This is a genomic window from Streptomyces sp. VRA16 Mangrove soil (genome assembly GCF_017377775.1).
GTDB lineage: Bacteria > Actinomycetota > Actinomycetes > Streptomycetales > Streptomycetaceae > Streptomyces.
This window is the reverse complement of record NZ_JAFVLN010000038.1, coordinates 1-12,486: the sequence shown is the minus strand read 5'-3', so window position 1 is coordinate 12,486 and position 12,486 is coordinate 1. Positions and strand designations below refer to the sequence as shown.

The following is a 12,486-nucleotide window of genomic DNA, read 5'->3' as shown; positions in this document are numbered from 1 at the left end:
GGAAGACGCGCGGCCCCCGTGGGGGGGCGCGCCTTCTCCGTCGTGGGGGATCGGCGCGCTGAGGACCCGGAGGTCCCGTCAACGAGTCTCAGTACGCGCTGTTCACGTTGTCGATCGAGCCGTACTTGTCGGCCGCGTAGTTCGCCGCGGCCGTGATGTTGGCGACCGGGTCGTAGATGTTCGTCGAGGTGCCGGACACGTGGTACGCGGAGAACGTCGGCTGGATGACCTGGAGCAGGCCGATCGACGGCGTGCCGTTCTGGGCGTTGATGTCGTAGCCGTTCACGGCGTTCGGGTTGCCCGTCGACTCCCGCATGATGTTGCGGTAGAGGCCGTCGTACGTGCCCGGGATGCCGTTCTTCTGCATGATGTCGAGCGACTGGCGGATCCAGCCGTCGAGGTTGTTCGCGTACGTCTTGACCGCGACGGGAGCGGCCTTGACGGTGGTGCGCTGGGCGGACCGGCTCGCGGCCTCCTTCGCCTCGCGCTCCTTCTGCGCCTTCGCCTCGGCGTCGGCCTTCGCCTTCTCCTCGGCGGCCTTCTGCTCGGCGGCCTTCTTCGCGGCGGCCTCGGCCTGCTTGGTGGCGGTGGCCTGCTGGTTGGCGACGCTGGCCTGGACGTCCTTGATCTGCGCGGTGCCGGCGGTCGTGGTGAACGCGACCGGAGCGGTGGCGACCGTCCCGTCCTGCGCCGTGGCCTGCGTGCCCTGGCCCGGAACCAGCGTGACCGCGAGAGCGGCGGCGCCGAGCGCGGCGACACCCGCCATCGACAGCTTGTGGGTGCGGGTCAGCGGACTATGACCGAAGGTGCGGTGCTTCGACATGGAGACGGGGACCTCTCGAAGAGCGTTTGGGACTCCGGCGCCACGGGTAAGCCCCCGGAGCGCTCGGCAACGGGGGCAATTCTTAGCGGCCGCAAAAATCCGTGGCAAAGGTGTGACGTACGAAGCCGGGTAGTGGACCGGGGTACGGAAAAGGGGGCCAGGAGCTCGCTCCTGACCCCCAGCCCCCGGACAGCTCGGGACTTAAGTCCCTGACCCGTCCACTAGGGGCCTTCGTACGTGACCTGTGCCCTATGCGCGGGGTCACACCCGGACCCCTGCTGTCTCACGCGCAGTTGCTGCTGCAACGCACAGCGTGAGGCTTCTCCTCCGGAAGGATGAGGTGCACGTCCCCGAACTCGTGCCACAGGTAGCGCCCCCGCAGCGCCTCCTCGTACGTGCGACTCACGGCCTCCCGCCCCGCGATCGCCTCCAGCATCAGCAGATGGGACGCCTCCGGCTCGTGCAGACCGGTCAGCAGTCCGTCCACCACCCGCACCCCGCGCTCCGGCGTCACCACGAGATCCGTCCAGCCGCGCGCCGCCCGCACCACACCGTCCGCGCCGACGGCGGACTCGACGGCCCGTACGGCGGTGGTCCCCACGGCCACGACACGGCCGCCGCCCGCCCGCGCCGCGTTGATCAGCCGCGCCGACGCCTCAGGCACCTCGAACCGCTCGCCGTACGGCGGCTCGTGCGACTCCATCGACGCCACCCCCGTGTGCAGGGTGATCGGCGCGAACTGCACCCCGCGGCTCACCAGCCGCGCCACCACCCGCTCCGTGAACGGCCGCGCCGCACTCGGCATCTCGGCACTGCCCGCCCCGGCCTCCGCTCCCCGGCCGTGCAGCGCGAACACGGTCTGGTAGACGGACAGCGGCTGGTCCCGCTCCGTGTAGGCGTAGCGGATGGGCCGCCCGTGCTCCCGCAGCAGCGCCGCCGCGTCCCCGCTCGCCCGCACCCACCACAGCCGCCCGCTCCCCGCCGCGACCGGTTCCTCATAAGAGAGGCGTACGCCTCCGGGGAGCGCCACCACCGTCCCCGCGGGACCTCCCGCGTGCGGGCGCGTGGTGCCCCGCCCGTCCGGGTCCCTCAGCTCGACCGCCCAGCGCCCGTCGTCACCCCGCGTCGAGAAATGCACGACCACGCGCGCGTGCCCGAGCCTGCCGTCGACGGCGGCCGCCAGGGTCGGCGAGGTGTTGACGATGAGTAGATCCCCGGCCCGCAGCACCTCCGGCAGCTCCGCGAAGCGGTGATGGGCCACCTCCGTCCCGCGCGACACGAGCATCCGCACCGACGACCTGTCCCGCCCGGGCCCCCGCTGCTCGGCCGGTACCCGTGCCGACAGCTCCTCCGGGACCCGCAGCGCGAGGGTCATCGCGTCTCCAGCAGGGCGGGCGCCGCGTACCGGCCGCTGACGGGCCGCTCGTCCAGGATCCGCAGGAACGCGGGCACGACGTCCTCGGGGCGCGGCACCCCGCTCAGGTCCTCGTCCGGCTCGGCCGCCGCCAGCATGTCCGTGCGCATCCCGCCCGGATCCACCGCCCACACGCGCAGCCCCGGCTCCTCGACGGCCAGCACCGCGAAGAGCTGGTCGAGGGCCGCCTTCGTCGCCCCGTAGCCGCCCCAGGTGCGGTACGCCTCCGAGGCCGCGTCCGAACTCAGGCCGAGCACCGCCCCGGCCGGAGCGTCGCGCAGCAGCGGCAGCGCCTCCTGGGTCAGCGCCAGCGGCGCCACCACATTGATCTCCAGGGCCCTGCGGAAGGCGTCGAGGGGCAGCTCGTCCAGCGTCACCAGCGGCTCCACCCCCAGGACGCCCGCGTTGTTCACCAGGAGATCGAGCCCGCCCGCCTCCCGGGCCGCCGCGACCAGCGCGCCCCGGTGCCCGCCGTCCGTCACGTCGCCCGGCACGGCCCGCACCGTGCGCCCCAGCCTGCTCAACTGCCGGGCCAGGTCCTCCAGGGGCTCCGCGTTCCGCGCGTCCAGGACGAGATCCCAGCCCCGCTCGGCGAGCGCGGTGGCCAGCGCCCGGCCGAACCCCCGCGACGCCCCCGTGATGATCGCTACTGCCATGACAACCGTCCTCCGGCTCTGTCACTGCTGTGTGATGTCTGCGCTACGCCCTCAACGGTGGAACGCCGAAGGCCCGGACGCCTCGTGCCCGGGTCGCGACGGCGCAGGGCCCTTCGCCCTACGCCCAGCGGCCTAGGCGGCTGCCGCCACAGGTCGGATACGGACTGTCACACCTCACCGGTACGGTGAGCGCATGAGTCAAGGTCCACGGACTGGGTTGGCGGCGGTGAGTGCCGCGCTGCTGGCCATGAGCAGGCATCTGGAGGTGCGCGACGTCCTCAAGACGATCGTCGCCTCGGCCCGCGAGCTGCTCGACGCCGAGTACGCGGCGCTCGGCGTGCCCGACGACCACGGCGGCTTCGCCCAGTTCGTCGTCGACGGGATGAGCGACGAGCAGTGGAAGGCCATCGGCCCGCTCCCGCGCCAGCACGGCATCCTCGCCGCGATGCTCCACGAGGCGAAGGCGGAGCGCCTCGCGGACGTCCGCAAGGACCCCCGCTTCGAGGGCTGGCCCGCCGCCCACCCCGACATGTCGGACTTCCTCGGCCTGCCGATCAAGGACGGCGACGAGACGATCGGCGCCCTGTTCCTGGCGAACAAGAGGTGCCCGAAGCCCGAAGGCGGCTGCGGCTTCACCCAGGAGGACGAGGAGCTGCTCGGCATCCTCGCCCAGCACGCCGCGATCGCCCTCACCAACGCCCGGCTCTACGAGCGCAGCCGCGAGCTCACCATCGCCGAGGAGCGCTCCCGGCTCGCCCACGAGCTGCACGACGCGGTCAGCCAGAAACTCTTCTCGCTGCGCCTCACGGCCCAGGCCGCCGCCAAGCTCGTGGACCGCGACCCGGACCGCGCCAAGGACGAGCTGCAGCACGTCGTGGAGCTGGCGGCGGAGGCGGCCGACGAACTGCGCGCGGCCGTCGTGGAGCTGCGCCCCGCCGCCCTCGACGAGGACGGCCTGGTGGCCACGCTCCGCACCCAGATCCAGGTCCTCGACCGCGCCCACACCGCCGCCGTCACCTTCGAGACCGGCGGCATCCGCGCCCTCCCCGCGGCCCAGGAGGAGGCGCTGCTGCGCGTCGCTCAGGAAGCCCTGCACAACGCCCTGCGGCACTCGGGCGCCGAGCGGGTCGGGGTGACGCTCGACAAGCGCGGCACGGGCGCGGTGCTGTGCGTCACCGACGACGGCTCGGGCTTCGACCCGATGGCCATACGCCGCGCGGGCCGCCATCTGGGCCTGGTCTCCATGCGAGACCGGGCGAGCGGAGCCGGCGGCCGGCTGACAGTGGAATCGGAGCCCGGCAAGGGCACCACGATCGAGATGGAGGTCCCCGGTGGCTGACGCAATCAGGGTGCTGCTGGTCGACGACCACCAGGTCGTCCGCCGGGGCCTGCGCACCTTCCTGGAGATCCAGGACGACATCGAGGTCGTCGGCGAGGCGGGCGACGGCGCCGAAGGAGTCGCCCGCGCCGAGGAGCTGAAGCCCGACGTCGTCCTCATGGACGTCAAGATGCCCGGCATGGACGGTGTCGAGGCGCTCCGCAAGCTCCGTGAACTGGCCAACCCCGCACGGGTGTTGATCGTCACCAGCTTCACCGAGCAGCGGACGGTCGTCCCCGCGCTGCGCGCCGGAGCCGCCGGTTACGTGTACAAGGACGTCGACCCCGACGCCCTGGCCGGCGCGATCCGCTCCGTCCACGCGGGCCACATCCTGCTCCAGCCGGAGGTGGCGGGCGCCCTGCTCGCCCAGGAGGAGACCAGCAACGGCCAGGGCAGAGGCGGTTCCCTCACCGACCGGGAGCGCGAAGTGCTCGGCCTGATCGCCGACGGCCGCTCGAACCGGGAGATCGCCCGCGCCCTCGTCCTGTCCGAGAAGACCGTCAAGACCCACGTCTCGAACATCTTGATGAAGCTCGACCTCGCGGACCGCACCCAGGCCGCGCTCTGGGCCGTGCGACACGGCATCGCGGGCTGACCACACACGGGACCGGGAAAGGCGCGGGAAGGAGCCGCGCTCCGGCGCACTACTGCACGACGACACGGACGGTTCCGCTCCGTTCTGAGATTCATACTGTCGTGTGGATGTCCTCCGAATGGCGCATCCTGTCCGGCGCCGCCGCGTTTCCAGTGCATGCTGCGGCGGCTGGCCGCGGCAATCGCAAGGAGGATCTCGAAGTGAAGAACCTGAAGAAGGCCGCGGCTGTCACCCTCGTCGCCGGTGGCCTGGTTGCCGCCGGTGCCGGTCTCGCCTCCGCCACTGACGGTGCGCACGCCGACGGCAAGGCCGTGAAGTCCCCGGGCGTCGGCTCGGGCAACCTGGTGCAGGCCCCGATCCACATCCCGGTCAACGCCGTGGGCAACACCGTCTCGGTCATCGGCGCCCTCAACCCCGCCTTCGGCAACGACGGCTTCAACGGCTGATCCAGCGGCCGACACAGGCCCAGGGTCCACTGGACCACCGGCCCTCCGGGTACTCCCGGAGGGCCGGTCCGCGTTTCCACCGCCCGGTTCCGGGCGTCAACTCCCGTCCTCCGCATGCCCGTTGATGCAATGGTCGGCTTATTGCCCCGATCGGGGGCATCCGGACAGCTCCCCGTATCGTCCGCCCGCCGGCCCGCGTTTCTCAGCGTGCGCCCTCGTGGCAGGGGGCGAAACGTACATCTGGAGGAACACTTCTCATGAACATCGCCAAGAAGGCCGCCCTGACCGTCGCCGTCGCCGGAATCGCCGCGGGGGCCTCGGCCGGTGCCGCTTTCGCCGACGCGAACGCCGACGGTGCGGCCACCCAGTCCCCGGGCGTCGCCTCCGGCAACCAGGCGCAGGTCCCGGTCCACGTCCCGGTGAACGCCACGGGCAACTCGGTCAACGTGATCGGCATCCTGAACCCGGCCTTCGGCAACATGTCGTCGAACGTCTGAGTCTCCCTGCCGAGCAGGCACGGAACGGCCCCCGCGGACACGCTCCGCGGGGGCCTTCCCGTTGCCCGGTGTGCGGGATCGCCCCGGCCACGCCCCACGGGCGGGCAGGCTCAGCCGCGCTCCCGCTCCTCCACGAACGCGTTGTAGGCGGCCACCTGGGCCCGCCGGGCCGTCCGCTCCACCGGCCGCAGGGCAATGGCCCGCGCCCCCATCTCCGAGGCGCTCACGGCCCCGCCGTGCCCGCTCTCGTACGCGACGGAGATCAGCAGCCCCACCCGCTGCGCCAGCTCAAGGACGCGCACGGCCCGCGGCGGATAGCCCGGAGCGAGCACCTCCCGGCCCCGCTCGGCCCGCGCCCGGTACGCGTCGACGGCCGCCTCGGCCACCGGCCCGGACCCGGCCACGTCCAGCCGCGTCAGCACGTCCGTGGCCTCCCGCAGCGCCTCCGCCAGCTCCCGCTCGGCCTCCCCGAGGGACGGCACGTCGGCGGGCGGAGCCTCCCGCACGGGCAGGCAGTGCCACAGCACCTCGACATGCACATCGCCCTCGGGCCCGGCCTCGTACACCTCCGGTACGAGCCCCAGCGCGGCCCCGAAGCACAGCACGGCCTCCTCGGCCTCCAGCGCCCGCGCATTGAACTCAGGAGGGCCGCTCAGCCCCAGCGGATGCCCCGGCGCGGGCAGCGCGACCCGCAGGCCCGTCGCCCCGAGCGCCCGCAGCCGCCCGAGCGCGAGCGTCAGCCCGACCGGGCCCGCCTCCCCGGGAATTCCCTCCACCCGGTGCACGGCGTCCTCGCCGACGATGGCGAGCGCCGCGTCATCAGGTGCGACAAAACCGCCCAACAGGGCATTTCCCCATGAGGCCAGGCGTCCAGATCGTGGTTCCGAGAGCATGCGCCCCACCTTAGAAGCCACCGAGGGCGTCAAAACCCCGGCCGCCGGAAGGGACCGCCATGCCGGTGGCGTAGGTTTACATGGGGGCTGCGTCCAGTGGCGAATCAGCCGAACCGGACACGGACGCACGAGACTGCCGAGACTGCAATGGGAGACAACGCGCTCATGAGCGATGTGCTGGAGCTGGAGGACGTATCCGTGGTCCGCGAGGGCCGGGCTCTGGTGGACCAGGTCTCCTGGTCGGTGAAGGAGGGGGAGCGCTGGGTCATCCTCGGCCCCAACGGCGCCGGCAAGACCACCCTCCTGAACGTCGCCTCGAGCTATCTCTTCCCGAGCAAGGGCTCCGCCACCGTCCTGGGCGAGACCCTCGGCAAGCCGGGCACCGACGTCTTCGAGCTGCGCCCGCGCATCGGCGTCGCCGGCAACGGCCTCGCCGAGAAGCTGCCCAAGCGCCAGACGGTCCTGCAGACCGTGCTCACGGCCGCGTACGGCATGACGGCCGGCTGGCAGGAGGAGTACGAGGACGTCGACGAGCAGCGCGCCCGCGCCTTCCTCGACCGCCTCGGCATGAGCGAGTACCTGGACCGCAAGTTCGGCACCCTCTCCGAGGGCGAGCGCAAGCGCACCCTGATCGCCCGCGCCCTGATGACCGACCCCGAGCTGCTGCTCCTGGACGAGCCCGCCGCCGGTCTCGACCTCGGCGGCCGCGAGGACCTGGTGCGCCGCCTCGGCCGCCTCGCCCGCGACCCGATCGCCCCCTCGATGATCATGGTCACGCACCATGTCGAGGAGATCGCCCCCGGCTTCACGCACGTCCTGATGATCCGCCAGGGCAAGGTCCTCGCCGCGGGCCCGCTGGAGCTGGAGCTCACCTCCCGCAACCTCTCCAAGTGCTTCGGCCTCCCGCTCGTCGTCGAGCAGCGGAACGACCGCTGGACCGCCACGGGCCTGCCCCTGAGCTGACGCGTTCGCGCAGCCGTGCGGGCCGATCGTCCCCTGTCCGCACGGCCGTCCACGGATCTACCATGACCATGTGACAGACATCGACGCTTGGGTGTGGTGGCTGATCGGAGCGGCCGCACTCGGTATTCCGCTCGTCCTCACAGCCATGCCCGAGCTGGGCATGCTCGCCGTGGGCGCTGTCGCAGGCGCCGTCACAGCAGGCCTGGGTGGTGGTGCGATCCTCCAGGTCGCGGTCTTCGCCGTCGTCTCGTGCGCGCTCATCGTCGTCGTACGCCCCATAGCCAGGCGCCAGCGCGCCGAACCGCCCCAACTGGCCACCGGGATCGACGCGTTGAAAGGCAAACAGGCCGTGGTCGTCGAGCGCGTCGACGGCAGCGGCGGACGGATCAAGCTCGGCGGCGAGATCTGGTCGGCCCGGGCGCTCGACGCGGACGCCGCGTACGAGCCCGGTCACCAGGTCGACGTCGTCGAGATCGAAGGGGCCACGGCGATCGTCATGTGACCCGAACAAGCCACGCCACAGGGGCAGTTCTGACAGACTCGACGAGCAAGATCTCAAGTTGATCTGAAGGGCACAGGAGAAGCGATGTCAGCGATCATCATCGTCCTGATCATTCTGGTGGTGTTGGTCTTCATCGCCCTGATCAAGACCATCCAAGTCATCCCACAGGCCAGCGCGGCCATCGTGGAGCGCTTCGGCCGGTACACCCGCACACTCAACGCGGGCCTGAACATCGTCGTCCCCTTCATCGACTCGATCCGCAACCGCATCGACCTCCGTGAGCAGGTCGTACCGTTCCCGCCACAGCCGGTGATCACCCAGGACAACCTGGTCGTCAACATCGACACGGTCATCTACTACCAGGTGACGGACGCGCGGGCGGCGACCTACGAGGTCGCGAGCTACATCCAGGCCATCGAACAGCTCACGGTCACCACCCTCCGCAACATCATCGGTGGCATGGACCTGGAGCGGACCCTGACCTCCCGCGAGGAGATCAACGCGGCCCTGCGCGGCGTCCTCGACGAGGCCACCGGCAAGTGGGGCATCCGCGTCAACCGCGTCGAGCTCAAGGCGATCGAGCCGCCGACCTCCATCCAGGACTCGATGGAGAAGCAGATGCGCGCCGACCGTGACAAGCGCGCCGCGATCCTCACCGCCGAAGGTATCCGGCAGTCGCAGATCCTGACCGCCGAAGGTGAGAAGCAGTCGGCGATCCTCAGGGCCGAGGGTGAGGCGAAGGCGGCGGCCCTGCGCGCCGAGGGCGAAGCCCAGGCGATCCGTACGGTCTTCGAGTCCATCCACGCCGGAGACCCGGACCAGAAGCTGCTCTCGTACCAGTACCTCCAGATGCTCCCGAAGATCGCCGAGGGCGACGCCAACAAGCTCTGGATCGTCCCCAGCGAGATCGGCGACGCCCTCAAGGGCCTCTCGGGCGCGATCGGCAACTTCGGCCCGATGACGGGCGGTCCGGCCCCGTCGGCACCCAAGGAGCGCAGGGAACAGCCTCCGATCGACTGATGACACGAAAGAGCGGGTCCATCGGCCTCAAGGCCCATGGACCCGCTCTTTCGTCCGTCTACGCGGCGACGCCCCGGCTCAGCCAGTCGGGCAGCGCCTCCCCGGCACCACCCAGCGACAGCAGCATCGCATCGGCCGGAGTCGGCTCGAACGGCTGCCGCAGCAACGGCATCCCCGCCTGCTCCGGCGTCCGGTCCGCCTTCCGGTGATTGTCCTCGGCGCAGGACGCCACCGTGTTCAGCCACGAGTCCGCGCCACCCCGCGACCGCGGCACCACGTGGTCCACGGTCGTCGCCCGCCTCCCGCAGTACGCGCACCGGTGCTGATCCCGCACGAGCACACCCCGCCTCGACCAGGGAGCGCGTCTTCGGAACGGCACCCTGACGTACCTGCAGAGTCTGATCACCCGCGGCACCGGTATATCGATCGCGGCGCCGCGCATCCGCAGCTCGGGGTGGGACTGCTCGACGACGGCCTTGTCCTGGAGCACCAGCACGACGGCTCGGTTCAGCGTCACCGTCGAGAGCGGCTCGAAGCTCGCGTTCAGCACCAGTGTGTCCCGCATCCTGCCCACCTCCCGTACGCAGCGGATCACCCCTCGGCGTCCGTGCGTCAACTCTGGCCGTGCACGCCGAGATGGACAACGCAATAAAAAATGCCCGCCTCTGATCACTTCCAAGACCAGGGGCGGGCAAACGTTGCGTGAACGCTTCAGTGGGCGCTAGCCCTCCGCGGGAGCCGCGTACTCGGCCACGACCTGAGCGCGGGCGAGCGTGTGAAACCGCAGATTGAAGCCGACGGCGGCGGGCGACGTGTCGGAGTCCGGACCGAGCTTCTCCTGGTCGACGGCGTACACCGTGAACACGTACCGGTGCGCGGGATCCCCGGCCGGCGGCGCGGCACCGCCGAAGTCCTTGCTCCCGTAGTCGTTGCGCACCTGCACGGCACCCTCGGGAAGCTCCTCGAACTTGCCGCTGCCCGCGCCCGTCGGCAGCTCGGTCACCGAGGCGGGAATGTCGAAGACGGACCAGTGCCAGAACCCGCTGCCGGTCGGCGCGTCCGGGTCGAAGCACGTCACGGCGAAGCTCTTGGTCCCGGCGGGGAAACCCTCCCACCGCAGATGCGGCGACGTGTTCCCGGCCGCGTAGACCTGAGCGTCGTCGAGCACACCGCCCGCTTCGAAGTCCTCGCTCACCACGGTGAACGACGGCACCTCCGGATGAAACTCGTGCGGCAGCGGCGCCCGCTTGGGCTGCTCGGTCACAACGACACCTCCTGATTCGACGGGGCCTTCAGGGCCGCGCGGGAGCGGACCTCACCGGCCCGACCCTGCGCCTGCCCACCAACCCTAGAACCAGTTCCTCTTGCTGCCGACCTCGGACATCCACTGGTGGAGGTAGGCCGACCAGTCGGTGCCCTGGAAGTCGTGGTGCCCGACGACGAACGAGCGGAAGGTGTCGCTGCCCTCGCTGAACAGACCCGGCTTCTTGTCCATCTCCAGGACGACGTCCATCTCCCGGTCGTCGGAGACGAAGCTCAGCTCCACCTGGTTCAGCCCGCGGTACTGCTGCGGCGGGTAGAACTCGATCTCCTGGTAGAAGGGCAGCTTCTGTCGCGTGCCACGGATGTGCCCGCGCTCCATGTCCGCACTCTTGAAGCGGAACCCGAGGCCGATGAAGGCGTCGAGGAGGGCCTGCTGCGAGGGGAGCGGGTGCACATTGATCGGGTCCAGGTCACCGGAGTCGACGGCGCGCGCGATCTCCAGCTCGGTGGTCACACCGATGTTCATGCCGCGCAGCTGCTGCCCGTCGATCGTGGTGACCGGCGTCTCCCACGGGATCTCGAGCCCGAACGGCACCGCGTGCACCGCGTTGGCCTGAAGGCTGAAGGCGCCCCCGAGCCGCACCTTGGTGAACTCGATGTCCTGCTTGGTCTCCTGGTCGGCGCCCTCGACCTCGACGCGGGCCTGCAGACCGACGGAGAGCCCCTCGATCTCCTGGTCCACGGAACCGCCCTGGATCCGCACCTCACCCTGAACGACACCGCCGGGCACGACATTGGCCTCGGTGAGCACGGTCTCCACGGAAGCCCCGCCCGCACCAAGGCTTGCCAACAGCCGCTTGAACCCCATGTCTCGATCTCCTCCGTAAGCGAACGCGATCTCTGATACTGCTGACTACAAACGCGGTTCTCCCGCGCCCGGTTCCGCGTCTGCCCACGCCGCCCGTTCCACTACCCTCGGACGGCATGATCGCGGCCCCTGACCGTACGCCCCTCGCGCGCAAGTTCTTCGACCGGCCTGTCCTGGACGTCGCCCCCGATCTTCTCGGCCGCATCCTGGTCCGCCGCACTCCGGACGGTCCGATCGAACTCCGCATCACAGAGGTCGAGGCGTACGACGGCGAGAACGATCCGGGCTCACACGCCTACCGAGGCCGAACGCCCCGCAACAGCGTGATGTTCGGTCAGCCCGGTCATGTTTACGTCTACTTCACCTACGGCATGTGGCACTGCATGAACCTGGTCTGCGCAGAGGAGGGACGAGCGAGCGCCGTCCTGCTCCGGGCCGGCGAGATCACGGAAGGCGCCGAGCTGGCCCGCACCCGTAGGCCCGCGGCCCGCAACGACAAGGAACTGGCCAAAGGCCCGGCGCGCCTGGCCACAGCCCTGGGAGTGGACCGCGCCCTCAACGGCACCGACGCCTGCGCCCCTTCCGACTCACCCCTGACAGTCCTGCACGGCACGCCCGTACCCGTCGACCAGGTGCTCAGCGGCCCCCGCACCGGGGTCTCGGGCGCCGGCGGCGTCCACCCGTGGCGCTTCTGGATCGCCAACGACCCGACGGTGAGCCCTTATCGCGCTCACACCCCTCGCCGTCGAACTTGACGCGCCCTTGCGGGGTCCGTAATGTAGCCCGAGCCGCTTGAACCGGGTACGGCGTTCAGCCAGCAGCCGGAAGTGGCCAAACCACTACTATGCGACTTCCCTCAGCGGGGTCTTTTCGGCGTGCTCGCATGCTGAAATTCAAGCCCGCGGATCTCGATTATGAGTGAGCGAGGAAATCCGCTAACGTAGTGGACACGCCGAAAGGCAAAGGCCCTCCAACGGCCACCGGAAATGAAATCCGAACCGGGAACGGAACGGAAAAAGGATCTGGTAAGGTTGGAAACACGAAAGACCGAAGGGAAGCGCCCGGAGGAAAGCCCGAGAGGGTGAGTACAAAGGAAGCGTCCGTTCCTTGAGAACTCAACAGCGTGCCAAAAATCAACGCCAGATATGTTGATACCCCGTCCCCGGCC

General features: G+C 70.3%; 15 protein-coding genes. 8 read left to right on the top strand and 7 right to left on the bottom strand.

The features are described from left to right. Window positions 1-88 precede the first annotated feature (88 nt). The 3 genes from J3486_RS43685 to J3486_RS43675 form a co-directional block, all read right to left on the bottom strand. The gene (locus tag J3486_RS43685) at window positions 89-823 is read right to left on the bottom strand and encodes a transglycosylase SLT domain-containing protein (protein ID WP_207831030.1); all 735 of its coding nucleotides are present in this window, start codon (window positions 821-823) and stop codon (window positions 89-91) included. Window positions 824-1,106: 283 nt separating this feature from the next. Continuing rightward, the gene (locus tag J3486_RS43680; protein WP_207831014.1) at window positions 1,107-2,198 is read right to left on the bottom strand and encodes an S-adenosylmethionine:tRNA ribosyltransferase-isomerase; all 1,092 of its coding nucleotides are present in this window, start codon (window positions 2,196-2,198) and stop codon (window positions 1,107-1,109) included. Next, window positions 2,195-2,893 carry an SDR family oxidoreductase gene (locus J3486_RS43675; protein ID WP_207831011.1) on the bottom strand — a complete coding sequence of 233 codons (699 nt, stop codon included), beginning with the start codon at window positions 2,891-2,893 and terminating at the stop codon, window positions 2,195-2,197. The genes J3486_RS43680 and J3486_RS43675 overlap by 4 nt, the downstream gene beginning before the upstream one ends. Before the next feature lie 193 nt (window positions 2,894-3,086). Between J3486_RS43675 and J3486_RS43670 the strand changes: the two genes are divergently transcribed. The 4 genes from J3486_RS43670 (at window position 3,087) to J3486_RS43655 (ending at window position 5,809) form a co-directional block, all read left to right on the top strand. Further along, the gene (locus J3486_RS43670; RefSeq protein WP_207831007.1) at window positions 3,087-4,232 is read left to right on the top strand and encodes a GAF domain-containing sensor histidine kinase; all 1,146 of its coding nucleotides are present in this window, start codon (window positions 3,087-3,089) and stop codon (window positions 4,230-4,232) included. Then, complete coding sequence (locus J3486_RS43665) at window positions 4,225-4,866, top strand: response regulator transcription factor (RefSeq protein ID WP_207831004.1); 642 nt, start codon at window positions 4,225-4,227, stop codon at window positions 4,864-4,866. Before J3486_RS43670 ends, J3486_RS43665 begins: the two co-directional genes overlap by 8 nt. A gap of 200 nt (window positions 4,867-5,066) precedes the next feature. Next, window positions 5,067-5,312, top strand: a complete 246-nt coding sequence (gene chpE, locus J3486_RS43660) for a chaplin ChpE (RefSeq protein WP_207831001.1) — start codon at window positions 5,067-5,069, stop codon at window positions 5,310-5,312. A 257-nt stretch (window positions 5,313-5,569) separates the two neighbouring features. Continuing rightward, window positions 5,570-5,809, top strand: coding sequence for a chaplin (locus J3486_RS43655; protein WP_207830991.1), 240 nt, complete (start codon window positions 5,570-5,572; stop codon window positions 5,807-5,809). A gap of 110 nt (window positions 5,810-5,919) precedes the next feature. Here J3486_RS43655 and J3486_RS43650 read toward each other — a convergent pair whose 3' ends face one another. Beyond that, window positions 5,920-6,702, bottom strand: a complete 783-nt coding sequence (locus J3486_RS43650) for a hypothetical protein (protein WP_207830986.1) — start codon at window positions 6,700-6,702, stop codon at window positions 5,920-5,922. A gap of 165 nt (window positions 6,703-6,867) precedes the next feature. Here J3486_RS43650 and J3486_RS43645 point away from each other — a divergent pair, with 165 nt between their 5' ends. The 3 genes from J3486_RS43645 (at window position 6,868) to J3486_RS43635 (ending at window position 9,187) form a co-directional block, all read left to right on the top strand. Then, complete coding sequence (locus J3486_RS43645) at window positions 6,868-7,665, top strand: ABC transporter ATP-binding protein (RefSeq protein WP_207830973.1); 798 nt, start codon at window positions 6,868-6,870, stop codon at window positions 7,663-7,665. Window positions 7,666-7,735: 70 nt separating this feature from the next. Continuing rightward, window positions 7,736-8,167, top strand: coding sequence for an NfeD family protein (locus tag J3486_RS43640; protein ID WP_207830970.1), 432 nt, complete (start codon window positions 7,736-7,738; stop codon window positions 8,165-8,167). Window positions 8,168-8,251: 84 nt separating this feature from the next. After that, window positions 8,252-9,187, top strand: a complete 936-nt coding sequence (locus tag J3486_RS43635) for an SPFH domain-containing protein (protein ID WP_207830967.1) — start codon at window positions 8,252-8,254, stop codon at window positions 9,185-9,187. A gap of 58 nt (window positions 9,188-9,245) precedes the next feature. Here J3486_RS43635 and J3486_RS43630 read toward each other — a convergent pair whose 3' ends face one another. From J3486_RS43630 to J3486_RS43620, 3 genes are all read right to left on the bottom strand, one after another. Continuing rightward, window positions 9,246-9,752, bottom strand: coding sequence for an HNH endonuclease (locus J3486_RS43630; protein ID WP_207830954.1), 507 nt, complete (start codon window positions 9,750-9,752; stop codon window positions 9,246-9,248). Between the two features lie 156 nt (window positions 9,753-9,908). After that, complete coding sequence (locus J3486_RS43625) at window positions 9,909-10,451, bottom strand: YbhB/YbcL family Raf kinase inhibitor-like protein (RefSeq protein WP_207830953.1); 543 nt, start codon at window positions 10,449-10,451, stop codon at window positions 9,909-9,911. Window positions 10,452-10,535: 84 nt separating this feature from the next. Then, window positions 10,536-11,318: a sporulation protein gene (locus J3486_RS43620; protein ID WP_207830938.1), complete on the bottom strand. Its 783-nt coding sequence runs from the start codon at window positions 11,316-11,318 to the stop codon at window positions 10,536-10,538. Between the two features lie 116 nt (window positions 11,319-11,434). Between J3486_RS43620 and J3486_RS43615 the strand changes: the two genes are divergently transcribed. Beyond that, the gene (locus J3486_RS43615; RefSeq protein ID WP_207830935.1) at window positions 11,435-12,073 is read left to right on the top strand and encodes a DNA-3-methyladenine glycosylase; all 639 of its coding nucleotides are present in this window, start codon (window positions 11,435-11,437) and stop codon (window positions 12,071-12,073) included. Window positions 12,074-12,486: the final 413 nt, after the last annotated feature.

What these genes read in the sequence shown, in the direction of transcription:
- J3486_RS43615 (WP_207830935.1), top strand. Translation starts at nt 11,435, where the DNA reads ATGATCGCGGCCCCTGACCGTACGCCCCTCGCGCGCAAGTTCTTCGAC.
- J3486_RS43635 (WP_207830967.1), top strand. Translation starts at nt 8,252, where the DNA reads ATGTCAGCGATCATCATCGTCCTGATCATTCTGGTGGTGTTGGTCTTC.
- J3486_RS43685 (WP_207831030.1), bottom strand. Translation starts at nt 823, where the DNA reads ATGTCGAAGCACCGCACCTTCGGTCATAGTCCGCTGACCCGCACCCAC.
- J3486_RS43630 (WP_207830954.1), bottom strand. Translation starts at nt 9,752, where the DNA reads ATGCGGGACACACTGGTGCTGAACGCGAGCTTCGAGCCGCTCTCGACG.
- J3486_RS43645 (WP_207830973.1), top strand. Translation starts at nt 6,868, where the DNA reads ATGAGCGATGTGCTGGAGCTGGAGGACGTATCCGTGGTCCGCGAGGGC.
- J3486_RS43620 (WP_207830938.1), bottom strand. Translation starts at nt 11,318, where the DNA reads ATGGGGTTCAAGCGGCTGTTGGCAAGCCTTGGTGCGGGCGGGGCTTCC.
- J3486_RS43650 (WP_207830986.1), bottom strand. Translation starts at nt 6,702, where the DNA reads ATGCTCTCGGAACCACGATCTGGACGCCTGGCCTCATGGGGAAATGCC.
- J3486_RS43680 (WP_207831014.1), bottom strand. Translation starts at nt 2,198, where the DNA reads ATGACCCTCGCGCTGCGGGTCCCGGAGGAGCTGTCGGCACGGGTACCG.
- J3486_RS43675 (WP_207831011.1), bottom strand. Translation starts at nt 2,893, where the DNA reads ATGGCAGTAGCGATCATCACGGGGGCGTCGCGGGGGTTCGGCCGGGCG.
- J3486_RS43655 (WP_207830991.1), top strand. Translation starts at nt 5,570, where the DNA reads ATGAACATCGCCAAGAAGGCCGCCCTGACCGTCGCCGTCGCCGGAATC.
- J3486_RS43670 (WP_207831007.1), top strand. Translation starts at nt 3,087, where the DNA reads ATGAGTCAAGGTCCACGGACTGGGTTGGCGGCGGTGAGTGCCGCGCTG.